The organism is Luteolibacter sp. Y139 (assembly GCF_038066715.1).
GTDB lineage: Bacteria > Verrucomicrobiota > Verrucomicrobiia > Verrucomicrobiales > Akkermansiaceae > Haloferula > Haloferula soli.
In genome coordinates this window covers 195,586-220,466 of sequence record NZ_JBBUKT010000006.1, presented here as the reverse complement: position 1 = coordinate 220,466, position 24,881 = coordinate 195,586, and the positions used below count along the sequence as shown (strand labels likewise).

The window sequence follows — 24,881 nt, the reverse complement described above, 5'->3', positions numbered from 1 at the left end:
CCACTGGCTGAGGTCGAGGTGGTCCCAGTTAACTCAAGGCGCGGATCGGATTCCTGGGGGGGAACACGGTCCGCGCCTCCTTTTGTTAGAGGGTCCTGTTAGAGACTCGCCTTACGCGCTGGCTGGAGGATCAATGCCAGCCCTCCCAGCAGCAGCAGTGCTCCTCCGAGGAAGAGCAATACCGCCGTGTCCTTGCCACCGGTCTGATCCTTGATCATGCCCACGATCTTCGGGCCGAAGTAGCCGCCGAGATTGCCCGTTGAATTGATGAGCGCGATGCCCCCCGCTGCCGCCGTGCCGCGAAGCGCCGCGGTGCCGAGCGCCCAAAAGGGTCCCAGCGTCGACTTCTGGCCAGCGAGCAGGATCACCATCCCGAGCATTCCCAGCCACGGATTCCCCGCGAAGGCTCCCAGCACCGCTCCGCATGCAGCGATCGCAGCCGGAACGGCCACGTGAAAGCGCCGCTCACCCGTCCGGTCGGAATGACGGCCCACCATCAGCATCGCCACGCCCGCCGCCACATACGCCGGCGTATTCCACAGCCCGAGCTCCAGGCTATCCGCCTTCGGAAACAAGGTCTTCAGCAGCGACGGTGCCCAGAACTCGTACCCGTAGCCGGCCACGTTCACGAGGAAGTAAAGCAAACACAGCAGCCATACGCGAAGATCAGAGAAGGCGTCCACCAGCCGGTATTTCACTCCCGGTGATTCGACCGCCTCCGCCGCCAGCGTCTTCTGGAGCCACTCCTTCTCGCGACCCTGCAGCCACTTCACGTCCGATGGACCATTCGGCAGCCACACGAACACCACCACCCCGAGCACAATCGCCGGGATCGCCTCCAGAAAGAACATCCATCGCCACCCCTCGATGCCCAGAATCCCATTCATCTTGAGAAGCGCTCCCGAAAGTGGCGAGCCCACGATCCCCGCCGCGATGCCACCGAGCGCGAATAGCGCAACCGTCTTTGCCCGCTCCTTCGCCGGATACCAGAAGGTCAGGTAGAGGATGATTCCCGGGAAGAAGCCCGCCTCCGCCGCCCCCAGCAGGAAGCGCATCACATAAAACGAAGTCTTCCCGTTCAGGAACATGAAGCCCAGCGAGACGATCCCCCAGACCACCATGATCCGGGCAATCCACAGCCGCGCCCCGAACTTCTGCAGCGCCAGATTGCTCGGCACCTCGAACAGGAAGTAACCGATGAAGAACAGACCCGCCCCAGTCCCGAACACCTCGCCGAAGATCTTGGGGTCCACGCCCAGCACCGGCTCCAGATGCTCCTTTGCGAAGCCGACATTGATCCGGTCAATGTAGGCGACGATGTAGCAGACGAAGAGCAGCGGAATCAGCCGCCAGGTGATTTTCGAAATCACCGCACGCTGTTCGGCTTCCGTCAGGATTTGGGTTTCCATGGGCGATTTAGAATAGGTGCCGGGTCTAACGGCTCAAAAAGCCAGAAATCCGGCATGCTTCCAACAGATGCGACCAAACGGGTGCAAGTTGCCACAAGTAGGCTTTTTTAGGGATTGCACGATGCATTGCATAATTCACCACCAGGGTATCCGACCTCTGATTATCAGTCCTTTGGATTCGCGGCACAGGGGCTGCACCCTATCCCCCAGCAACCCCTCGAAGCCATGACAACGAATCTCGAACAGCTCTACTACGATCAACTTCGCGACCTTTTCAGTGCCAAATCCCAGCTGGTCGCCGCGCTCCCCGAATTGGCCCGCCGCGCCACTGACGACAAGCTGCGCAGGACACTCAACGGCCAACTAGGCCAAGGCCGCGAGCAACGAGCCACCCTTCAGGAACTCTTCCTCCAACACGGACTGAACGCCGGCGGCGAGCAATGTGAGGCGATGCGGGGCCTGATCAAAGAGACCAAGCGGCGCATGGACCGAGCCACCCCGGGCAGCGTCCGGGATGCAGTGCTGATCGCATCGATGAATCGCATCGAACACTACGAGATCGCCGCCTACGGAACCGCCCACGCCTTTGCGGAATGCCTCGAATTCGAGGATGACGCCCATGCTCTCCTCGAATCATTGACCGCTGAAAATGAAGCAGATGACACGTTGACGGGCATTGCAATGGGGGGAATGTTCAAGCGGGGGGTCAATGAGGCCGCCGCTGCATAGCAAGATTTCCGGCTGGAAGTAGTGTGGTGTACACCCAAACAGGCCGAATCCGTCGGGGGGCGGATTCGGCCTCATTCTTTCCACGCGGCCCCGTTCCCCTTTAGGGGGGAGATTGGCGGCTTGTCTTTCAGAACTGGGAAAAGCGGGTGCATGGTGGGAATTCCATGACGTCCGTCGCCCGTCTGCTTCCGTTCCTCGCCGTGCTTCCCGTGCATGCGACCATTATTGGTCCCTATGTCGTGGATGCCGATACGGTGCACCTGTTCCATTTTAATGAAGCCGCCGGTGCCTCGGTGGCAGCCAATGCGGTCTCGGGCGGCCGCTCCGCCATCGCCTTCGACGGAGCCACCCTGCTCAATCACGCCACCAATCCCCAGCCAGCGAGCACCGCCGTGCTGGGCGCAACGGGCCCTTCCGCCTTCGGCACCGCCGCCAACATCTCCGCCGCCAATCTCGGCATCGGCCTGGACACAAATAACAGCGGCGGCTTTCAGGTCGGCACCGCCACCACCTGCCCGGATGCGGTGGCCCAATCGTCCTTCGCCGGCACCGACGGCGCTTTCACCATCGAGGCCTTGGTCAAGCTCCCCTCCATCACCGGCACCCAGCGGGAAATCGCCTGCACGGATAGCGCCCTCGCCGCGCGCGGCTTCCAGTTTCGCGTCAGCTCCACCGGCCAGTTGGAGTTCAATTTCATCGCCACCGCGGGTGCTGCGGCCACCGCAACCATCCCTACCACCGGCACCCACGCGTTCAATGCGGCCAACTGGTATCACGTCGCCGTCACCTACGATGGCACCGCCACCCGGCTCTATTGGACCCTGATGGATGCCTCGGTGTCCGCCGCCAATCTCATCGGCAGCTCCACGACGGAGAGCACCACCGGCAGCGTGACCGGCCCGCTGGTCATTGGCAATGAGGCGCGTCTAACAGGCAACTCCACCGAGGGCCTGCTCGGCCTCATCGACGAGGTCCGCATCAGCAAGGTCGCCCGCGGCGCGGATCAATTCCTCTTCCAGCCGATCGATCTCGTCACCGATACCGACCACGACTTGCTCCCCGATGCCTGGGAGCTGCTCTACGCACCGACCCTCGCCGAGTTGTCCGGCCTCGGCGGAGCGAACTACGACAACGACAGCGCCACCGACCTCGCCGAATACCAGGCCGGCAGCAATCCCTTCAATCCCAACTCCACTCCGACGGACACCGACGCGGACGCCTTGGCGGATGCCCTTGAGATCCGCTACTTCGGCGACCTTTCCCAAGGTCCCAATGGCGACCCGGACGGCGATGGCGAAACCACCGCCGCGGAACTGGCCCACGGTTCTGCACCCAACAACCGCGCATCGACCGCCGCGGACACCGACGCCGACTTCCTGCCCGATTCTTGGGAGCAATCGAACTTCGGCACTCTTTCGCTCAATGGGGGAGCGGATCCGGATGGCGATGGCTTCAGCAATCTCCAGGAACGCATCGCCGGCACCAATCCCTCCGACGCGTGGTCGCGTCCTCCCGGAACCGCCGTCACCCTGGTGCCGGTCGATGACGGCGACCACGCCACCAGCGACTTCGGCTACGCGGGTGCCTCCGCGATCAATACCGTCGCCTTCGTCCGCTCATCGTTGAAGACCGTCGGCAACCAGCAGTTCATCACCTGGTATGGCCGTCACCAGTACGACGCGAACGCCCAGTTCAATAACACCATCTGGATCGGTCGTCGTACCTTGGGGTCTTCAAAATGGGAAATCTTCCGCCAGCCCTACACCGCGAACACCATCACCGATGGCCACGATGTCATCAGCTACGGCATCGATGGAGAGGGCTACATGCACGTGTCGTGGGGCATGCACGGAGATGCCTTCCACTATGCCCGTAGTACCACGCCTGTCACTGGCACCGCGCCGATTGTTCTTGGCCCAGACGGCCCCATGAGTGGCAGCGAGAACACCGTGACCTACCCGCAGTTCCTGAAGCTGCCGGATGGCGACCTGCTGTTCGTCTTCCGCGAGATCGCCTCGGGAAATGGCGAGACCTTCATCACCCGCTGGGACACCGCCACCCACACCTGGACCCCGGTCCACCAGAACGGCGGCGTTCAGGCCCCCTTCATCAAGGGCACTTGGGCACCGGCCTATGACTACAATGCCTATCTGAACATGCCACAGCTCGGCGGCCCGGACGGCGACGACCTGATCCTCACTTGGTCCTGGCGCTACCTGCCCACCAATGGCCCCGGAGCCCCCGGCTCGCCCGGCGGCTTCGCCGGCTACCAGACGAATAACATGATGTGCTTCGGCCGCTCCACCGACGCTGGCAAGACGTGGCAGCGCTTCGATGGCACGCCCTATTCCCTCCCGATCTCCCGCGATGCGGAGAGCGGCGTGGAAGCGACCCGTGCCGAAACCATCGTCAACATCCCGGAAGGCTCCAGCCTCATCAATCAGGCCAGCACCTGCCTCGATCGCTCCGGCAATCCCGTCACCGCCACCTGGTGGGCCCCGCTCACCGCCAGCGGCAACTTCCGCCGCCAGTATATGGTCGTCTTCCGCCACGACAATGGCACGTGGCAGACGCGCACCGTCTCCAATCGCACCAACGACCCCACCGGCACCCGCTACAGCGAAACCTTCGTCCGCGACCTCGGTCGCCCCGTCGTGGTGAATGATGACCAGGACCGCATCATCGTCGCCTACCGCGATGACTCTGGCGACAATGGCATCACCATCGTTCACAGCCTGCCAAAGGCCGAAGATCCCGACCGTCAGGTGTGGATCGAGTTCGACCTCACCCACGAAAATCTCGGCAACTTCGAGCCGATCATCGACAACGAGCTCTGGGACCGCGAGCGGCAGCTTCACTTCCTCTATCAGGCATCGGAGGGCGAAGGCTACACCCCACCCGCCAATACCGCCGACCGCATGTCCGTGCTCGAGTGGGACGCCGCCGCCTACTTCGCCCACAAGCCCCAGCCACGCGTCGCCTTCAGCAACGACCACACCCAGGTCAGCATCACCGTCGCCTCCGAGCCAAGCTGGTCCTATCGCCTCTGGAGCAGCACCAACCTCACCAGCTGGGCCCTCGTCGAAACACGCGACGGCACCGGTGCCCCACTCGTCTTCACCCAGCCCGCCACCGTAGGCGAAGCTAAGCGCTTCTGGCGTGTTGAGTTCGTGGAGGGTGGGTTCTAGGCGAATCGCCAATCAACCCGTTCTTGCCCCCGCAAGCCCGCCGCGCTACCAAGCCTAGCGCGCGAATGACACCACCTCCCCTGGTTTCCGATCCAGCCCGGCTGGAAGCGCTCCATTCCAGCGGTCTGCTCGAAGGCAGACCCCAGCCGGAATTCGAGCGAATCACCTCCCTAGCCGCGCGCGTGCTGGACGTGCCCGTGTGCCTAGTTTCCCTCGTCGATGCCGACCGCCAGGTCTTCGCCGGCGCCTGCGGTCTGCCCGCACCCGTCGACCAATCCCGCGAGACGCCCCTGAGCCACTCCTTCTGCCAGCACGCCGTCAATGAAGGCCGCCCTCTCATTATCCGCGACGCCCGCCTCGACCCCCGCGTGTCCGGAAATGGTGCCGTCACCGACCTCGGCGTGCTCGCCTACCTCGGCTTCCCCTTGGCCGGCTCGGACGATCATCTCTTCGGCGCCTTCTGTGTGATCGACACTCGCCCGCGCGATTGGACGGAGCAGGAAATCGAGGCCGTTCGCGACTTCACCGCACTCGTCGCCGGTCAAATCGAGCTGCTGATTTCACGCCATCGCGAGAAGAGCTCGCTGGAGGTGGTCATCCACGATCTCAAGTCACCGCTGGCCGGCATCAAGATGGCCACCAACCTCCTCAAGGAGCGCTCCGATCGCATGCCCCGCGAGCTGGTCCCTCTGGTGGAAGCCTTGGGCGAATCCAGCGATCAAGCCTCGCGCCTGGTCGACTCACTCGCCCGCCGCGACCGGCAAGAGCCCCGCTGCCAGGACCTCCACGCGGTCCTTTCCAACGTCCTCGAACGCCATCGTCCGGCAGCGGCAAGCAAAGGACTGACGCTCGGCCACCGCAACGGCATCCCGCTCGTCCAGCTGGCCGCCGCCGAATGGGTCATCGAACGCGTCGCCGACAATCTCCTCAGCAACGCGATCAAGTTCACCCCTCCCGGCGGCACCGTGCGCTTGGAGTGGATCCTCGATCAGGATGAAGCCGGCTTCGAGGTCTCCGATACCGGCCCCGGCTTCGCCGTCGAGGACCTGCCGAAGATCTTCTCCCGCTACGCCCGCATGACCGCCTGCCCCACCGGTGGCGAAGCCTCCACCGGCCTCGGCCTCTCGATCGTGAAGCGCCTCGTGGATGAAGAAGGCGGCAGCGTCCGCCTCGTCAGCCCGCCCGGTGAAGGAGCCATCTTCCGCATCTCCTTTCCTCTCGCGAAGTAAGCAAGATCGCCACGCGATCACGTGATGGCCGCAGGCAGCTTTCCTGCCATCATGACATCGTGCCCGGTCCGCTTCCGGTGCACATCGTTTGTTACTTCATTGTTGTGCTTCAGCTACGCCCCTTCCGGTCCTCCCACCGGGAGGGGCCTTTTCGTTCGAGCAGGCCATGTGGCTGCAGGCTCGGAGAAAACGGAAGTAAGGCTGCCAAAAGAACCGCGCCTCCCAAATCGATGAGGCGGCCCCGGTGGTTGAGTTCGTTCCTTCTTAAGGTCCACTCAGAGTGGCCACGAACTCTTCTCCCTTTTTCCTTCATGCCCGGGGTGGTGAGGAAAGAGCAGCCCCCCCAGGACTCGAACCTGGAAAGACGGAATCAGAATCCGTAGTGTTACCATTACACCAAGGGGCTCTTGCTTAAGGCGCGCCGAAACTAGGTAATCGACCAACCTTGGCAACAGGGAAATGTCGCTTTTGTCGCCGTCCACCTCGAACACCCGAGATCAAAATCTGTCGTGCTCAGGACTGACTAGAGAGTGTCGCTCGACAGAGCAGCCCCCCCAGGACTCGAACCTGGAAAGACGGAATCAAAATCCGTAGTGTTACCATTACACCAAGGGGCTCTTCGGCGTCGGGGCGCGCAAGCTAGGCGGACCTTTTTCGTTTGGCAATGCGGAATTTAACCAGAATTCCGCGGCTTTCACGAAGGGCGCGCGACCCGTGAAGTTTCGGAACCGCCACGGCGCAGCCACCCCTCTCCAACCGTTAGGCTTCCCCGCGTGACATCAGGAAGAAATCTGAAATACTCCCTCTGTCCCGACCTTCAAACTTGCCGAAGATGTTCCGGAATTCCGTCGCCGCCGCCCTACTTGCCACTGCTCTCTCGTCCAATGCCGACCCCCTGCGCGCCCTGCCCGTGGATCCGTCGGAAATCACGCCCAAAGAGAAAGTTACCCCTCCGCCCGCGCCTGCCACTCCGGCCTCCGCCCCGACTCCCGTCGCGCAGTGCACGCCGATCGCCCCGGGCGTGGTGAAGATGCAGGAGCACAAGCCGAGCTCGAAATCCGACGCTCCGGCGATCGCGAATCTCCCGACCGGCGAGGATGCAATCCGGCTCCAGGTCTTCCTCGACCAATCGAATTTCGGACCCGGCGTCGTCGATGGCAAGCCCGGCCGCTTCACCATCCAGGCAGTGGCCTCGTGGAATGAGATCCACGGCCACGAGGCGGATGACATGGGCCCCGTCCTGGCCGCCGCGCGCAAGGCCGTGCCGAATGCCTTCGCGACGGCCCTCGTCCCCGACATCGCCTCCAAGTGGGTGGATAGCGGACTCTCCCACGATCACGCAGGCCAGGCGAAGGCCAAGCAGATGAGCTACCGCAGCATCGCGGAGTTCATGTCGGAGCGCTTTCACACCAGCGTCGATTTCATCCTCGAGCTCAATGGCGCCAAGAACACCTGGGGCGTGAAGCCCGGCGGCACCCTGATCGTGCCAAACGTGAAGCCCTTCCTGATCGAAAGCATCAGCGGCAAGCGCTACGAGGCCGACCCCACGATGTCCGAACGCCACGTGGTGGTGGACACCAAGAAGAACCAGGTCCGCATCTTCGAAGCCGCTCCAGCCGCGCTGGTGATCGACGAAGAAGAAACCGTTTCCAACCAACCCGTGCTGGTGAAGCCGAAGAAGGCTCCGGTCGCGAATCACGCGCTGGTCGCCTCCTTCCCCATCACACCCGGCAAGCCGCAGTTCATCCACTACGGCGTGTGGAAGCTCAACAACAGCGTCGAGCTGCCGGTCTGGCGCTACGACAAGTCACTGCTCGAGACCGGCAAACGCGGTAGCGACTCCCTGAACATCCCGCCCGGCCCTAACAGCCCGGTGGGCATCATCTGGAATGGCCTCAGCAAGCCGGGCATCGGCCTCCACGGCACCGCCGATCCGGAAACGATCGGCCGCGCCCGCAGCGCCGGCTGCATCCGCCTCGCGAATTGGGATGCCATCCGCATCCCCACCCTGATCCGGCCCGGGGCGACGGTGGAAATCCGCTGAAGGAAGCGCGCGGGAATCGCGTAACGGTGCGCAACTTTTCCCCGCGTGCGCCTGACGACAAGCACCCTCCGCATCGGCTTCCTCACGGCCATCCTGCTCTATCTCGCGGGGGATCTCTTTGTTTTCACCGGCCCCTTGCGCCAGTGGATGCGGCGCGGCCTCCCCGATAGCCCCCAGTCGATCGCGAAGGCAAAGGCCCAAGGCGTGGTCGCACGAGTGGCGAACAGGCCTATCCTCTCATCCCAAGTCGAGCGCGCCACCAAGGAGCGCCTCTGGCTGCGCGGCCTCACGCTCGATTCACTGGCACCCGCGCAACGGCAGGCCGAGCGAAAGGCAGCGCTCGATGACCTCATCGACCACGAGCTCCTTCGCGCAGCCACGAAAGACGAAGCAGCCGCACTGCCGGTGTCCGACGCGGAGCTCGATGAAGCAGAGAAGCGGCTCGCCTTACGGTTCGAGAGCCCGGAGGAAATGCGCGCTCATCTCGCCACCGAAGGCATAGACTCGGACAAGGAACTGCGCCTGCGGCTTGGCGCCCGGCTCCAGCAGCAGCGATTCATCGAAAGCCGCATCAAGGCAAACATCAGCGTGAGCGAACAGGAAGCTCGGGCATGGTTCGACACTCATGCGGCAGAGCTTGCCCGGCCCGAACGAATCGAGGTCCGGCACGTGTTTGTCTCCACGCTCCAGCGCGACGCCGCGGAGGCACGGGCACTCTTGGAAAAAGCCTTGGCCGAATTGACCGCGAAGCAAAAGGACTTCGCCACCATCGCCGCCGAACTCAGCGACGATCCGCGCAGCAAGACCGACAGCGGCAAGCTCGGCTGGATGACTCGCGATCGCTTGCCGGCGGACTTTGCCGCCTCGGTTTTTGCCCTTCCGCCGGACCGCCCATCGCTGGTCCGCACCAAGCTCGGCTGGCATCTGGTGGAGGTCACCGGACGCAAACCCGCGGAGCCGCGGAATTTCGACGAGGCGAAACCCGAGGTGATCGCCGCTTTGGAAGCAGTGAAGCGACGCGACGCGGTGCAGGAACTCCGGAAGACCTTGCGTGAAGCAGCAGGAAGCTCCATCGACGTGCTCGACGACCTGCCCGCCAAATGAAGTGGCTCCTCTGCAGCGGCCTCCTTGCCATCATCTCCACCTGCCACCACGAGGCCCCGAAGGCCGTGCCCGTGTCGGAAGATGGTTCCCTGCCGCTAACCCTCACCACCTTCAATATCCGCTACGAGGATCCGGGCGAACGCGACTGGAAGGCGTGGCCAAATCGCATCGGGCGCTTGGTCAAATCCATCCACACCATGAATCCCGACGTCTTCGGCGTGCAGGAGTGCCTCCACGGGCAAGCTGCCGACTTGCGAGCCTCCCTCCCCGACTACGACTTCCACGGCGTGGGTCGCGATGACGGCAAGCGCGCCGGCGAATATGCCGCGATCTTCTTCCGCCGCGACCGCTTCGAGAAAACCGACGGCGGCACCTTCTGGCTTTCCGATGAACCGGAGAAGCCCGGTTCAATGACATGGGGCAATGGCTTCCCCCGCACCGCCACCTGGGTCCGCCTCGTCGATCGCAGCACCGGTCGCGGCTTCTGCGTCTTCAATACCCACTGGGACCACCGCAACCAATACTCACGCGAGCGGGCCGCGCCCCTGATCGCCAAGCGCATCGGAAGCCGGCCTCATCCGGAAGAGCCGCTCGTTCTGTTAGGCGACTTCAATGCGACCGAAGGAAACCCCGCCGTCGACTACTTCGTTGGAAAGTCCGTCACGCTCGCAGGCACCAAGCAAGCGCCGTGGAGCACGCCCTTGATCGATACCTATCAGATCCTCCACGCCGACGTGAAGAACCGCCGCACCCTCCACTTCTGGCAGGGCAACCGCGACGGCTGGGTAAAGGTGGACCACATCCTCGTCAGCCACGGCGCCAAGGTCGAAGCATCCGACATCAAGGTCGAACGCGCCCGCGAAGAGCAGCCGTCCGATCACTTCCCCGTGTGGGCCAAGGTGAGGTGGAAGTGACGCGGGGTGTCACATGGATATTCCACTCCGGCGAAACCAAACACGTTTCCACAGTAGCAAGGGATTTTCATGGGATGATTCTTGCCGCCTTCGCAAGAAGCCGCTTGGTTCGCGGGTAATCGCATCATGAAGCCCATTCTCCGCCTCATCCTCCCGGTCGCCCTCGCCTCCTCCACTCTGGCTGACGATTCTTGGATTGTTTTCGAAGGCAAGTCCGGCCCGGGCAAGGGCAAGCATGTGGTGCTGGTCAGTGGCGATGAGGAATACCGCTCGGAGGAATCCTTCCCCATGCTCGGCAAGATGCTGGCCGAGAAGCACGGCTTCAAGTGCACCGTCCTCTTCTCCGTCGACCCCGCAAGTGGCGAGATCAATCCCGACGAGCAGACCAATATCCCGGGCATCGAATCGATCGACTCCGCTGACTTCGTCATCCTCGGCCTCCGCTTCCGCGAACTGCCGGACGACAAGATGAAGCACATCGTCGATTACGTCGAAGCCGGCAAGCCTCTGCTCGGCCTGCGCACCTCCACGCACTCGTTCAGCTACAGCCGCAAGAAGGACAGCCCCTACGCCTCGTGGTCCTACAATGCGAACGGCGGCTTCGGCAAAAATGTCCTCGGCGAGACGTGGGTGAATCACCACGGCAACCATGCCCACGAAAGCACCCGCGGCGTGATCGAGGAGGCGAACAAGAGCCATCCCCTGCTTACCGGCGTCACCGACGTGTGGGGACCCACCGATGTCTATGCCGTCAACAAGCTCCCCGATGACGCGAAGGTCCTGCTCCGCGGCTCGGTCCTCACCGGCATGAAGCCGGACGATGCTCCGGTAACCGGCAAGAAGAACGATCCCATGATGCCGGTCGCTTGGGTCCGCGACCGCAAGCTGGACAATGGCAAGACCCAGAAGGTGATCTGCTCCACCATGGGTGCCGCGACCGACTTCGAGTCACCGGGCGTCCGCCGCTTCGTCGTGAACTCCGTCTACTGGGGTTGCGGCCTGCCGGTTCCGGCGAAGCTCGATGTGGAGCCGATCGGCGACTACAAGCCCTCGAATTTCGGCTTCAAAGGCTACAAGAAGGGCGTGAAGCCCGCCGACTTGAAGTGAGGCGGCCGTTGCCACCTCATTCAAACGGATTTCTCCTGTGAGAAAGCGGCCGCCGGCCCCGTAATCGCGGAATGCCATCCGGTTTTCCGTCGCCTGCACTCCTTCTGGCATTCGCCTTCCCGGCCCTCGCCGGGGCGTCGGAGTCATTTGAGAAGGCACGGCTGATCCTGGAGACGAAGTGCGTCTCCTGCCACTGCCCGGAGAAGACCAAGGGCGACCTGCTGATGACCACCCGCGAGCACTTCCTCAAGGGTGGCAAATCAGGCGCCGCGATCGTGCTGGAACACCTGGAAAAGTCCGAGCTGCTCGTCCGGGTGAAGCTGGAGGAGGATGACGACGACATCATGCCGCCGAAGGGCAAGCCCCTCACTCAGGAAGAGATCGGAGTGCTGGAGACTTGGATGAAAGAAGGAGCGCCATGGCCCGAGGGCATTGTGTTCGCCCCGCGGCCGAAGACCGCCTTGCCGGATTGGAACGCACCGGCCGATCCCGAGATCGCCGGCATCGAAGCCTTCCCGAAAACGGTGTCTCTCGAGACCTCCGCGGATTTCCACAGGGTGCTGGCCATCGCCCGCTTCAAGGACGCGGCCACCCAGGATATCACCCGCCAGATCAAGGCCAGCGTCGCCGACCCGTCGGTCGCCAAACTGGAAGGCACCACCCTCAAGCCCCTCAAGGACGGAAGCACCACGCTAACTCTGGAATACCGCGGCCTGAAGACAGAGGTCCCGGTCACCGTGAAGGACGCCACCAAGCCGCGCCCGATCTCCTTCCAGCTCGACGTGATGCCGGTGCTCACCTCTTCCGGTTGCAATACCGGCTCCTGCCACGGCTCGGCACGCGGCAAGGACGGCTTCCACCTCAGCCTCTTCGGCTTCGATCCGCAGGGCGATCACTTCCGCCTCACGCGCGAAAACCCCGGCCGCCGCATCAATCTCTCCCTACCGGAAGAGTCCCTGATGGTGACCAAGGCGGTGGGCGCAGTCCCGCACACCGGCGGTAAACTCTTTGAGAAAGGCAGCGCGCCTTACGAGACCCTCGTCGCCTGGATCAAGTCCGGCGCCGAGTATGATCAGGGCGAGATCGCACGACCCACCGGCATCACCGTCGAGCCTTCGCAACTCGTCCTCAAGGGCGAAGACTTGGAAACCCCTTTCACGGTTAAGGCCACCTATTCTGACGGCACCGACCGCGACGTGACCACACTCTCGTCCTTCTCCACTTCGAACGACAACTCGGTCTCGATCAATCTCCGCAGCGGCCTCTCCACCTCGAAGAACCGCGGTGAGGCCTTTCTGTTAGGCCGCTTCATGACCTTCACCGAGGTCGCCCAGGCGATCGTCATTCCGAAGAACCTCAACTACACGCGACCCGAGCTTCCCGAGTTCAACTACATCGACAAGCCCGTCTACGAAAAGCTGCACAAGCTCCGCATCATCCCCGCGCCCCTCTGCGATGATGAGACCTTCCTGCGCCGCGTCTTCATTGATGTGGTGGGCAAGCTCCCGGAACCATCCGAGCGGGAGAAATTCCTCACCGACACCAATCCGAAAAAGCGCGAGGCACTGGTAGACGAGTTGATCGGCCGCAAGGAGTTCTCCGAGATGTGGGTCATGAAGTGGGCGGAACTCCTGCAGATCCGCACCTTCAACAACGGCCCGCAGCAGGTCTCCTACAAGGCCGCTCTCGGCTACTACAATTGGCTGCGCGACCGCATCGCAGGCAACAAGCCCTTCAATGAGATCGTCCGCGAGTTGCTGTCCTCGGAAGGCGGCACCTTCTCCAGCCCGGCCACGAACTTCTTTCAGATCGAGCAGGACGTCCTGAAGCTCACCGAGAACGTCGCCCAGGTCTTCATGGGCACCCGCATCCAATGCGCCCAATGCCACAATCACCCCTTCGACCGGTGGACCATGGACGACTACTACGGCTTCGCCTCGTTCTTCGCCCAAGTGAAGCGCAAGCCTGCCGAAGACCCCCGCGAGCGCATCGTCTTCGATGGCAATGGCGAGGTCCCCCACCTCGTAACGAAGCAACCGGTGAAGCCCCGCTTCCTCGGCACCAAGACCCCCGATGACTTCGGCAAAAAGTCCCGCCGCGAAGCCATGGCCGAGTGGCTGACCTCCACCGACAATCCATGGTTTGCCCGCAACGTCGCCAACGTCACCTGGGCCCACTTCTTCGGCGTAGGCATCACCGATCCGGTGGACGACGTCCGGATCTCCAATCCACCGGCGAATCCCGAGCTGCTCGCGGCACTCTCCAGCAAGTTCGTCGAATACAACTATGACCTGCGGAAGCTGGTCCGCGACATCTGCACCTCACGCACCTACCAGCTCTCCAGCGCGACCAACGAAACGAACGAGACCGACACCCGGAATTTCTCTCGCTCCATGGTCCGGCGCATCCGCGCAGAGGTCCTGCTCGATTGCATCTCCCAGGCGACCCAGACCCCGAACAAGTTCAAGGGCCTGCCACTCGGCTCCAGTGCCGTCCAGATCGCCGATGGCAATACCTCCACCTATTTCCTCACCACCTTCGGCCGCGCCAGCCGGGCCACGGTCTGTTCCTGCGAGGTGAAAATGGAGCCGAACCTGTCCCAGGCGCTCCATCTCCTCAATGGCGATGCCACCCACAATCGCATCCAACAGGGCAAGATCGTGGAGTCCATGTTGGAGCAGAAAAAGAGTCCGGAGGAAGTCATCCAACAGCTCTATCTCAAGACCGTGAACCGCATGCCAACTGCCACCGAGCTGGAGAAGCTCATGGCAGCCGTCAATGAGGGAAAAAACGACGGGGAAAAGCAGCAAATCCTCAATGATGTGTTCTGGGCCCTGCTGAACTCAAAGGAGTTCATCTTCAACCACTGAAAAGGCAGCGAAGGGGGTATTTCGGACATATGGATTTCACGGCGACTCCACAGTTCACGTAATGTTCAAATTTAATTTTTTTAAATTGTCCAATTACGTGATCGCGTGTATTCCGGGGCCGCAATGCTGTCCCACCCTAACAACCAGCCCGAAAACGCCGAAGTCGCCCCGGCCGATTCGCAGATGCCCTCCCTGGCATCGGGCAATCAGAGGCGGCATCTCACTGTTGGAGACGTGTTCGGTCACTTCGACGGACGGTTCTTCCGCAGCTGGTTCATCGATGGTCCGCGCTTGCTGCTGACCGGCCGCTTCAGCCATCGGGAAGCGGCATTCATCGCCATCTCAGCGCTTCCGGCGCTCCTGGCCCTCGGCCTCATCACCCTGCCGGCATTGCTCTTTGATTCGCCGCAGCAGAATGCCTTCTACCACTTCGGCCAGTACCTGAAGGGAGAGAACACCGCCATGATGCCCATGGCACTCGGCGTGATCTCGGCCCTGTTCAGCTTCCGCTTTCCTCACTCCACGTGAGTCGTTTCGGATTGGATTGTGTTTTTTGACAAAAGCCCGGCACCGCGGTGCCGGGCTTTTTCTTTTGTTTGCGGCGCGGGAAGATCGATTTTCCCGCAAGATCGGCAAACACGTTTGGCGTAGATGGCTGCAATCGCCTTGGTGAATCGCGCAGCCATCATCCTCGCTCTCCCGGTCCTCGTCGGCATCTCGTCCGCCGCGGACAAGGTCACCTACGACGACCAGGTGCTGCCAATCTTCCAGCAGACCTGCCTGAACTGCCACAATCCGGACAAGACCAAGGGCGGACTCGATCTCTCCACCTTCTCCGGCGCCATGAAAGGCGGCTCCGGCGGCAAGATCGCAGAGCCGGGCGACGTGGGTTCGAAACTCATCGCGGTGGTCCTGCAGACCTCCGACCCGAAAATGCCGCCCGAGGGCGAGAAGCTCGGCAGCGACCAAATCAACATGCTCAAGGCATGGATCGAGGGCGGACTCTTGGAAAACAAGAGCTCGTCCGCGAGGAAACCTTCGAAGCCGAAATTCGATACCGCTCTCAAATCCGCCGCCGACCAGAAGCCGGAAGGCCCGCCGCCGATGCCGGTGGATGTCTTGTTAGACCCGCCGGTCGTCGCGTCGCGAGCGTCATCGGTCCATGCGATGGCATCCTCGCCCTGGGCGCCGCTTTTGGCCGTGACCGGCCAGCGGCAGGTGCTGCTTTTCGATACCAACTCGCTGGAACTCACCGGCGTGCTTCCCTTCCCCGAGGGCGATCCGGTCTCCCTCGCCTTCACGCCGAATGCCCGCTACCTGATCGTCGGCGGCGGCGTGCCCGGGAAATCCGGCGTCACCGTCACCTTCGACGTGGTGACCGGCGAACGCATGCTGGTCGCCGGAAAGGAGTTCGACAGCGTACTCGCGAGCGACTTGAAGCCGGACCTCTCGCTCGTCGCGACCGGCTCCCCTTCCCGCCTTATCAAGATCTGGAAGGCTGAGGACGGCAGCCAGCTTCACTCGATCAAGAAGCACACCGACTGGGTCACCGCCCTCGATTTCTCGCCGGATGGCATCCTGCTGGCCACCGGCGACCGCAATGGCGGCGTCTACGTCTGGGAAGCTGACAGCGGCAACGAATATCAAACCCTGCGTGCTCATCAGGCCGCCATCACCGCCACCGCCTTCCGCGCCGACTCCAACCTGCTCGCCACGGCGTCCGAGGACGGCACCGTGCGCTTCTGGGAAATGAACGGCGGCACCGAGGTGAAGAAGCTCGATGCCCATCCGGGCGGCGTGCTCGCCTTCGCGTGGACCCGTGACGGCTCCTTCATCACCTCCGGCCGCGACCGCGCGGTGAAGCTGTGGAAGCCCGACTTCAACCTGCTACGCGAGTTCAAGGATCAGCCGGACCTTCCCGTGGCGGTCGCCTTCGACAGCGAGGGCAAGAAAGCCTTCGCCGCCGACTATCGCGGCCAGATCACCGTGTGGGACGTGGCCAGCGGCAATCCCGTCGGCAGCTTCGATGCGAATCCCCCCTCGGTAGAGCAGCGCTTGGCCTCCCTGCGCGAGGAAATCCACAAGCAACCCGAAGTCGTCTCCGCCGCCGAAGCCGCCACGAACGACGCCCAACAAAAGCTCGCCGACTCCCGCAAGCGCATGACCGATGCCGAGGCCGCGCTGCAACAAGCCCGTGACGCCCTTGCCGCCGCGGTGAAGACCAAGCAGGAGTCCGAGCAAAAGCTCTCTAACACCAACCAGCAGCTGCCCCCGAAGCGCGAGCAAGCCGGCCAAGCCCGTGGCCGCCTCGACACCGCCAACAAGGAAGCCGAGGCCAAGAAGGCTGCCATCGCCGCCGTGGACCAGAAGATCGCGAGCTCCGATCAAGAGAGCCAAGCGGCGGCCGCGGAATTGAAGCGCCTCGAAGACGAATTGGCGAAGGCCCGAACCGAAGATCGGAAGGACGCCATCGCAACCCTTGAGGGCTCCGTCAATGCCCAGCGCCCGAAGGCAGAAGCCGCCGCGTCCACCCTTGAGCAGGTCCGTTCCGAACGTGCCCGCGAGCAAGGCGCGCTCTCTGAGATCGAAGGCCGGCAGAAGGCCGCCGCCGAGGAGACGACGAAACTGGATGCCGAGGTCGCCGCACTTGCAAAGGAGGGCGAAACCCTTCCCCCCATCGTCGCCGCAGCCACGCAGGCCGCCACCGAAGGCGAGGCCAAGATCAAGGATCACGAAGCCGCCATCCCCCCAGCCCGCGACGCCATCGGCCCCGCCGAGAAGATTGCCCAGGAAGCCACCGCCAAGCTTGAACAAACCAAGCAGCGCCTGCCATGGCTTCAAGATCGCGAGCGCCACTGGAGCGCCGCCGGGGTAAATGCCGAGGCCCTCAAAACCCGCGCCGAAGCGGACCGCCAGAATGCCGAAGCCGAAGAACTCGTCGCCGATTTCCAAGGCCATGTGAAAGCCGTCGACGAGCAGACCAACGCCCTCACAACCGCCCGGCAGGAACTCGCGGATGCCGAAGCGAAGCACGCCACCTTGGGCAAACCCGAAGCCCCTGCCGATCCCAAGGCCATCGAGGAGTCAGCGAAGGCACTGGAAGGAATCCGCGGCAAGGTCCACGACCTCGAAGGCAAGCTCGCCACAGCCACCGCCTCTCTAGCGGAGGCCAAAGCCAAGGTCGACACCACCCTCCCCGCCGCCCAAGCCCTGCGTGCCAAGGCCGAGGACTTGAAGGCCCGCTACCTCTCCCTGCGCGCCGCGAAGTGAATAACCGCGGGATTATCCGCAACTTGTTCACAGTTCTTCCCAATTGAGCAGTGGAGCGGGTCGGCCTTAAAAGACCCGGTAGTTATTCACATACTTTTCGCAGGTTCCCCGCATTGACCGGCGGATTGCGAGAGGAGTAGGGTCTGCCTCCCGTCGCCACCCTGTTCGCCCATGGCCGTAGATACCAAGCCCTTCCGCAACGCCGAGTCCCCTGCCCTGCAAAACGCCGATCCCGCCGCCGCCCTGAATCCGGACGTGATGCGGCAGATGCCGCACGCGCTTGGCCCGGAAAAGAGCATCCTCTCGTCGATGCTCAAGGACCCCGAGCAGTGGATCGGCTTGGCGCAGGAAGAAGGCCTGACCCGCGACCATTTCTACCTGCCCGGCCACGGCCTCCTGTTTGAGACCCTCCGCGAGCTGAATGCCGCCAGCAAGACCATCGAACTCGTCTCGCTCGTCCAGCTTCTCCACGACCGCGGCAATCTCGACAGCGTCGGCGGCCCGGCCGCCATCACCGACATCTTCACCTACGCGCCGAATGCCGCGCACTTCTCCCATCACCTCGCCTTGGTGAAGGACAAGTATGTATTGCGCTCGATCATCCGCACCTGCACCGAGGCCTCCACGGAAGCCTACGAGAATCCGGAAGAAACCGTGGCCCTGTTAGACCGGGTCGAGACCAGTGTGCTCGGGATTCGCCAAGGCACCGAAACCTCACGCGGCTTCCACATCAAGCAATCCATCGCGGAGGTCCTCACTCACTTCGAGTCACTGGTGCACGGCGAAATGGAAGTGCATGGCACCGCCACCGGCTACTCCGACCTCGACCGCATGTGCAAGGGCCTGAAGCCCGGTGAAATGTTCGTCGTCGCCGCCCGTCCGTCGATGGGCAAGACCTCGTTCATGATGAACGTGGCCGAGCACATCTGCGTGGATCTCGGCGTCCCGAGCATGGTGTTCTCCTGCGAAATGACGGCCTTCCAGATCGTCCAGCGTCTCCTTTTCGCCCGCGCCCGCTTCCCGATGGCCCAACTGGGCAAGGGCTTCAAACCGAAGAAGGAAGACCTCATGCGCATCAAGCGCGCCGCCGAGGAGATAGCCTCTTCCAAGCTCTTCGTGGACGATACCGCCGGCATCCTGATCGATACCCTCCGCGCCAAGGCCCGCCGCCGGAAACGCGAGGACAACATCGGCTTCATCGCGATCGACTACCTCCAGCTCCTGAAGTCCGGATCGAAGCAGGCGCAAAACTCCCGCGAGCGTGAAATCGGTGAAATCTCCGCCGGCATCAAGGCCCTCGCCAAGGAACTCAGCCTCCCCATCCTCGTGCTGGCCCAGCTCAACCGCGGTCCTGAAGGCCGGACCGGCAAGTCGCTCGGTGTGCCCCGCATGTCCGACCTTCGTGAGTCCGGCACCATCGAGCAGGACGCCGACATGATCGGCCTGCTCTATCGAACCGCCTACTACGCCGAGACCGAGGAAGAGAAGGAAGCCGAAGCCGGCCGCGCCGAGCTGCTTCTCGCCAAGAACCGTAACGGTGAAACCGGCCACGTCCCCCTCACCTTCATCGCCGAACTCATGCGCTTCGAAACCCGCGCGCGGGATGAGCGCGATGGTGCTGGCGAGTAAGGTGAAACTTGGCACTTCTTGTCCGCAACCTCACCCTTTCCCCATGCGCATCGTCCACGCCGCCAACCTGCAGCTCGACAAGGACGGCGCGCACCTGTGGAACCAGGACCAGAAGATCCACCACGGCCTCATCCGTCTAGGACACTTCGTCTATCCCTTCTCGATCAATGACCGCGCCCGGATGCTCTCGCCGACGAAGAGCAAAACCTTCGGCAAGGGCCGCGCGAACAAGGCGCTGATCGAAACCTGCCGCAACGTCCACCCCGACCTCCTCATCCTCGGCCACGCGCAGTTCATCACGGCGGACACCCTGCGCGAGATCCGCCGCATCCTGCCGTCCATCCGCATCGGACTGTGGTATGTCGATCCGCTTTGGGACAAGGACGACACCGAACATCTTCGCCACCGGCTGGACGTGCTGGATGCGCTCTTCTGCTCGACCGGCGGCCCGCTGTTAGAAGCGCTCGCCCGCCCGAATTGCCCCGCCGCATTCATTCCCAGCGCCGTCGACGCCGGCATCGAATGCCACCGCGCCTTCGAAACCCCGGACTCGGAAATTCTCCACGACCTCCTCTTCTTCGGCCGCGACAAGGGCGAACCGGGACGCCGCGCCTTCCTCCAAGACCTGAAGGCGAAGCTACCCGACCTGCGCGTGGGCTACTACGGCTGCCTCGATCAACCCGGCATCTTCGGCTGGGAAAAAGAGCAGGTGATCCGCCGTTCCAAGATGGCGCTGAACCTCTCCCGCCGCACGGATGTCCCGCTCTACTCATCCTCGCGGATCGCCGAGCTGATGGGCAACGGCATCCTCACCCTCACTCCTCGCGGCGCAGGCTTGGAAAGCCTGTATGGCGAGGACGAGATCGCCTACTTCGATGACATCGACGACCTCGCCGCGAAAGTACGACACTTCTCCGAGAACGCCTCATCACGTTTCGCCATGGCCCGCAAGGGATGGGAGCGAAACCATCGCGACTACAGCGGCACGGAAATCGCACGCTTCATCGTCGATCTTACGCGTGGCGATGAGGCGTGGAAAAGCGCCCCATGGTCAGTGCATGTCTATCCGCAGCCAGCGTGACCACGGTCACTTCTTGTCCGACATCACCGCCGATGCGGTGAGCTCCACGAAGGAGCCCATCGCTCCCGTGTAGTGGATCTTGCGGGTACCATCGAGCACGTAGGCCAGAGGCCACACGCCCACGCGATACTCACCCGTCAGCTTGCCATCGGGATCGGAAAAGTTCGGCCAATCCACAGTGCCTGAGGCCTGCAGCTGCCGGAGCGCTGCCTGCGGATCGCGATTCACCCCCACGATTTCGAAGGGCTTGCCCGCAAAGCGCGTGCGAATCTTCTTCACCATCTCGCACAATGCCTCCGTCCCCTCGTCCTCGGACCGCCAGAAGAGCAACACCACGGTCTTCCCCTGATAGTCGGAAAGCTTCATCGGCCGACCACCGGAATCGGTGCCCGTCAGGTCGGGAGCCTCGCGCCCCTTGCTGAGGAAGCGGATGATATACAGTTCATCCTCCGCCAACTTCGCCACGCTTACCCCGTTCACCTCGATATCGCTGCTCTCGATGATCGCCTTCTTCAGCATCGTCAATCGGCGGCGCATCACCTCCGGCTCGTCGCTCAGGTCCTTGAGCAACATCGCGATTCCCAGTGCGGCCACGCCCTGCACCTTTTTGTCAGGATTCTGGCGCTCGACCTTTTCCAGCAGTGCCAGCGACGCCGGATCCGGTGCCGCGACCAAGGCCAGGCACATCGGAGCGAGATTCTTGTCGGCCAAATGGTATTTCTCCACCGCAGCGCGGATTGCGATGGCTGCCTCGCCCATCAGCGGCTTGGCCATGCCATTCTCTCCCGGAGCCACCAGCCCCGCGGAAATTTTCAGCAGCCACGCCGCCGGCTCCACGGTCCACGGTTCGGCCAGATTCGGCTGGATCGCCGCCCACATCCGCTTCGCCGCCGCGGCCGCGTCCGGCCGCTCCTCGGCGACCTTCTTGCGCTCTGCATCGCTCCCCGCGACGTGCAGCTTCAATACCCACCCCTTGAAATCCGCCTCGTAGGACCGGCGGATCCCATCCGCCTGCTGCGGAGTCCCGGCATGGACGGAAAAGCTGCCGGCGACCAGCACCGACGCGAGGAGAATCGAAAAACGCATGCCCCACGCTAGCCGCCCACCCGCCCCTGACAAGCCCCGCGCGGAGTTCCCCGATCAAGGGGGAAAACCGGCCCGAACCGGGTAATTTCGCCCCAAAAGTGAACGGGCGGCCCCGTGAGAAGCCGCCCGTTCGGACCTACTACCTGGAAGGTGGGTTCGCTCAGCGCAGGAAGGCCTCGTGGAGGCCGCCATCGACCGTGATGACCTGGCCGGTGGTCTTGCTGAGACGGTTCGTGACGAGGAGGAAATACGCTTCCGCCTGGTCAGCCGGAGTGATCGGGGACTTGGTCAGCGTGCGATCCGCGTAGAACTGCGCCAGCTTGGTTACCAGCGACTCGGTGGCTTCGTCATCCGTGTAGGGGATGTTGTACTTCGCCAGCGAGCCGATAACGCGGTCGCGCGGGAACATCGCGGAGCCTTGGACCACGGTCGCGGGAGCGACGCCATTGACGCGCACCAGCGGCGACAACTCGATGGCAAGCTCACGCACAAGGTGGTTCGCGGCGGCCTTCGAGGTGTCATAGGCAAGGCTGCCCTTCTTCGCGACAGCAGCATTGGCGCTGGTGGTCAGCACAAGATTGCCGCGCAGACCCTGCTCCTTCCACGTCTTCGCCGCTTCATCGGCAACGTAGTAAGAGCCGCTGACATTGATCGCGAAGGTGAGCGCCCACTTGTCATCCGGGATGTGCCCGGAAGTGTCGCTCGGCACGAAGATGCCGGCAGTCACGCAGATATGATCGAAGCCTCCATAGGCGAGCGCGACCTGATCAAGCATCGCACGAATGCTGGCGCGATCCGTGATATTCGCAGCAAGCCCGATGGCCGGTCCGCAACCCGAAATCCCGCTACCAGCGACACCGATGCCAAGACCATGCTTGTCGGTGATCTCCTTGGCAGTCGCTTCGGCGGCTTCCTTGTTCAGGTCCACGCAAACGATGTGCGCGCCTTCCTTGACCAGGCGATGAGCGGTCTCCTTGCCGATGCCGGAACCGGCACCAATCACGACCACGATCTGGCGCGCCAGTTCCTTCTCGGCAGGCATGCGCTGGAGCTTCGCTTCTTCAAGCAGCCAATACTCGATGTCGAAAGCCTCCTGCTGCGGCAGGGAAATGTATTCATCGATCGCCTCGGCACCGCGCATCACCTCGACAGCGCAGTTGTAGAACTCGGCGGTGACGCGGCTCTCGGACTTGTCCTTGCCCCATGCGATCATGCCGAGGCCGGGAATGAGCACCACGGTCGGATTCGGATCGCGCATCGCCGGGCTGTTGGCGTGCTTGCAGGCCTCGTAGTAGGACGCGTAGTCCTTGCGGTATTGATCCAGGCCAGCCTTGAGCTTCGCCTTGAGCGCCGCGACATCTTCGGCCTGCGGGTTCCAATCGACGTAAAGCGGCTTGATCTTGGTGCGCAGGAAGTGATCCGGGCACGAGGTGCCAAGCTCGGCGAGACGCGGAGCATCGGCCGAATTCACGAAGCGCAGGATCTTGATGTCGTCCTGCACGGTGCCAATGAAGCGCTTCTGCTGGGACACCTGGCCACGCAGCCACGGCAGGATCGCAGCCAGCGTCGCGTGACGCTGCTCTTCGGGAAGCGTGAGATATTTCTGGCCACCGAAGGCCTTAGCATCCCCACCCTTCGCCTGATACTTGCCTTCGATGTAAGCCGCTGCCTTCTCGATGAATTCCAGCGTGCGGGTGTAGCAGACCTTGTCGTCGTCATCCCACGAGATGAAGCCGTGCTGGCCCATCATGATCGCCTTCACGTCCGGCTGCTTCTTTGCGATCTCCTGCATCGCCAGGCCGAGCTCGAAGCCCGGGCGCATCCACGGCACATAGGCCATGGTTCCACCGAAAATGTCCTGCGTGAGCTTCTCGCAATTCTTCGAAGCGGCGATCGCGATGATCGCGTTCGGATGCATGTGATCCACGTGCTTGCCCGGCAGGAAGCTGTGCAGCGGCGTGTCGATCGAGGAAGCGCGTGGGTTGAGATTGAAGGTGGTGTGGAAATACATCGCCACCATCTCGTCCTCGGCCTGCGACTTGAGACCCTTGGCGCCGCGGCCCGCATACACGTCCTGCAGGGCGATCAGCTTCTCCTGGTAGAGCGAGGAGAAGTTCTCGCGCTTCGAAGTGCGGAGGTCGCCGCCCGAGCCTTTGACCCAAAGGATCTCGGCGCTCGCACCCCACAGTGGATCCTTCTCGACGATCTTCGAGGAGGTGTTGCCGCCACCGGTGTTCGTGATGCGCTGGTCCGCACCCAGAATGTTGGACCGATAGACGAGGCGTTCGACGGGATCGAGGGTCGCTGCATAGGCATCATCCCACGAGAAGTTCACATTTTTAAAGTCAGAGGGCATGGGTTGGTCGAAGTTCGCGATTGACGTGCCGGGGGTGTGCGGGACAAAACCCACGAAAGCAAGCAATTTCCCACAAAAACCCACATGCTCGCCGCCGAACGCCAACGCCAGATTCTCGACCGTGTCCGCCGTGACGGCACTGTCCGAACGGCAGAGCTGGCAAAGGACTTTGCCGTGACCGAGGAGACGATCCGCCGTGACCTCGACTACCTCGGCCGCCGCGGCCATGTGCGCCGCACCCATGGCGGCGCCATGGATGCCTCCGCCCCGCTCGGCGAGCTCTCCCAGAGCGAGCGCGAAGCCCGCAAGCTGGAGGAAAAGATCGAGATCGCCCGTGAGGCGGTGCGGATCATCGGACCGGGCGAGACGATCCTGTTAGACGCGTCCACCACCGCGCTGGAGCTGGCTGGCCACCTGCCGGAAAACATGCCGGTGCGGGTCGTGACCTACTCGCTTGCGGTGATCGAACGTCTCGCTGGCAGAGGCGATCTCGAGCTGGTCCAGCTCGGCGGCATCTACGAAGCCCGCGGCCGGCGCTTCTCCGGCATGGTCACGGAATCAGCGCTCCGCCTCCTTAAAATCGATCGCTTTTTCTTCTCCGGTGCAGGACTCGATCCCATCCAGGGCATCAGCGAACCGAATCCCGAACAAGCGCGGCTCAAGCGCATGATGATCGAGATCTCCTCGTGGAACGGCGCCCTGCTCGACCACTCGAAACTCGGCATCAAGGCCAATCACTTCTTCGCCACGCCTTCCGACCTCGATGTGGTCATCACCGACCGCGAGTCAAAGGCCTACGCCAAGGGCCAACTCAAGAGCGTCCCCTACGAACTCCGCTTCGCCCGGTGAGCATGTGCTAAAGCAT

Annotated in this window: 16 protein-coding genes and 2 tRNA genes; 13 read left to right on the top strand and 5 right to left on the bottom strand. The window is 62.9% G+C overall.

Annotation, left to right across the window (positions count from 1 at the left end):
- Positions 1–98 precede the first annotated feature (98 nt).
- The gene (locus WKV53_RS16415) at positions 99–1,409 is read right to left on the bottom strand and encodes an MFS transporter (protein WP_341405859.1); all 1,311 of its coding nucleotides are present in this window, start codon (positions 1,407–1,409) and stop codon (positions 99–101) included.
- Between the two features lie 225 nt (positions 1,410–1,634).
- Here WKV53_RS16415 and WKV53_RS16410 point away from each other — a divergent pair, with 225 nt between their 5' ends.
- The 3 genes from WKV53_RS16410 (at position 1,635) to WKV53_RS16400 (ending at position 6,555) form a co-directional block, all read left to right on the top strand.
- Positions 1,635–2,138, top strand: a complete 504-nt coding sequence (locus WKV53_RS16410) for a DUF892 family protein (protein ID WP_341405858.1) — start codon at positions 1,635–1,637, stop codon at positions 2,136–2,138.
- A gap of 164 nt (positions 2,139–2,302) precedes the next feature.
- Positions 2,303–5,326: a BNR-4 repeat-containing protein gene (locus tag WKV53_RS16405; protein ID WP_341405857.1), complete on the top strand. Its 3,024-nt coding sequence runs from the start codon at positions 2,303–2,305 to the stop codon at positions 5,324–5,326.
- Between the two features lie 65 nt (positions 5,327–5,391).
- Positions 5,392–6,555 carry a GAF domain-containing sensor histidine kinase gene (locus WKV53_RS16400; protein WP_341405856.1) on the top strand — a complete coding sequence of 388 codons (1,164 nt, stop codon included), beginning with the start codon at positions 5,392–5,394 and terminating at the stop codon, positions 6,553–6,555.
- Positions 6,556–6,890: 335 nt separating this feature from the next.
- On the opposite strand, the gene WKV53_RS16395 is transcribed toward WKV53_RS16400, so the two are convergent.
- Both WKV53_RS16395 and WKV53_RS16390 read right to left on the bottom strand, forming a co-directional pair.
- Positions 6,891–6,961, bottom strand: a tRNA-Gln gene (locus WKV53_RS16395).
- A gap of 140 nt (positions 6,962–7,101) precedes the next feature.
- Positions 7,102–7,172, bottom strand: a tRNA-Gln gene (locus tag WKV53_RS16390).
- 215 nt (positions 7,173–7,387) lie between these two features.
- Here WKV53_RS16390 and WKV53_RS16385 point away from each other — a divergent pair.
- The 9 genes from WKV53_RS16385 (at position 7,388) to WKV53_RS16345 (ending at position 20,574) form a co-directional block, all read left to right on the top strand.
- Entirely contained in the window at positions 7,388–8,599 is a 1,212-nt protein-coding gene (locus WKV53_RS16385; RefSeq protein ID WP_341405855.1) for a L,D-transpeptidase family protein, read from the top strand.
- Between the two features lie 45 nt (positions 8,600–8,644).
- Positions 8,645–9,703, top strand: coding sequence for a peptidylprolyl isomerase (locus WKV53_RS16380; protein ID WP_341405854.1), 1,059 nt, complete (start codon positions 8,645–8,647; stop codon positions 9,701–9,703).
- Positions 9,700–10,617, top strand: coding sequence for an endonuclease/exonuclease/phosphatase family protein (locus tag WKV53_RS16375; RefSeq protein WP_341405853.1), 918 nt, complete (start codon positions 9,700–9,702; stop codon positions 10,615–10,617). The genes WKV53_RS16380 and WKV53_RS16375 overlap by 4 nt, the downstream gene beginning before the upstream one ends.
- A 126-nt stretch (positions 10,618–10,743) precedes the next feature.
- Complete coding sequence (locus tag WKV53_RS16370; RefSeq protein ID WP_341405852.1) at positions 10,744–11,724, top strand: ThuA domain-containing protein; 981 nt, start codon at positions 10,744–10,746, stop codon at positions 11,722–11,724.
- Between the two features lie 71 nt (positions 11,725–11,795).
- Entirely contained in the window at positions 11,796–14,594 is a 2,799-nt protein-coding gene (locus WKV53_RS16365) for a PSD1 and planctomycete cytochrome C domain-containing protein (RefSeq protein ID WP_341405851.1), read from the top strand.
- 123 nt (positions 14,595–14,717) lie between these two features.
- Positions 14,718–15,122: a hypothetical protein gene (locus WKV53_RS16360; protein WP_341405850.1), complete on the top strand. Its 405-nt coding sequence runs from the start codon at positions 14,718–14,720 to the stop codon at positions 15,120–15,122.
- 123 nt (positions 15,123–15,245) lie between these two features.
- Positions 15,246–17,864 (top strand): c-type cytochrome domain-containing protein, encoded by a 2,619-nt coding sequence (locus tag WKV53_RS16355; protein ID WP_341405849.1) that lies wholly within the window; start codon positions 15,246–15,248, stop codon positions 17,862–17,864.
- Between the two features lie 171 nt (positions 17,865–18,035).
- Positions 18,036–19,493 carry a replicative DNA helicase gene (gene dnaB / locus WKV53_RS16350; RefSeq protein WP_341405848.1) on the top strand — a complete coding sequence of 486 codons (1,458 nt, stop codon included), beginning with the start codon at positions 18,036–18,038 and terminating at the stop codon, positions 19,491–19,493.
- Positions 19,494–19,536: 43 nt separating this feature from the next.
- The gene (locus WKV53_RS16345) at positions 19,537–20,574 is read left to right on the top strand and encodes a glycosyltransferase family protein (protein ID WP_341405847.1); all 1,038 of its coding nucleotides are present in this window, start codon (positions 19,537–19,539) and stop codon (positions 20,572–20,574) included.
- 6 nt (positions 20,575–20,580) lie between these two features.
- On the opposite strand, the gene WKV53_RS16340 is transcribed toward WKV53_RS16345, so the two are convergent.
- Both WKV53_RS16340 and WKV53_RS16335 read right to left on the bottom strand, forming a co-directional pair.
- Positions 20,581–21,660 carry a peroxiredoxin family protein gene (locus tag WKV53_RS16340; protein ID WP_341405846.1) on the bottom strand — a complete coding sequence of 360 codons (1,080 nt, stop codon included), beginning with the start codon at positions 21,658–21,660 and terminating at the stop codon, positions 20,581–20,583.
- 160 nt (positions 21,661–21,820) lie between these two features.
- The gene (locus WKV53_RS16335; RefSeq protein ID WP_341405845.1) at positions 21,821–24,016 is read right to left on the bottom strand and encodes a bifunctional rhamnulose-1-phosphate aldolase/short-chain dehydrogenase; all 2,196 of its coding nucleotides are present in this window, start codon (positions 24,014–24,016) and stop codon (positions 21,821–21,823) included.
- Positions 24,017–24,100: 84 nt separating this feature from the next.
- Here WKV53_RS16335 and WKV53_RS16330 point away from each other — a divergent pair, with 84 nt between their 5' ends.
- A complete protein-coding gene (locus WKV53_RS16330; protein ID WP_341405844.1) occupies positions 24,101–24,865 on the top strand; it encodes a DeoR/GlpR family DNA-binding transcription regulator in 765 nt (254 codons plus the stop codon).
- The last annotated feature ends 16 nt before the right edge of the window (positions 24,866–24,881 follow it).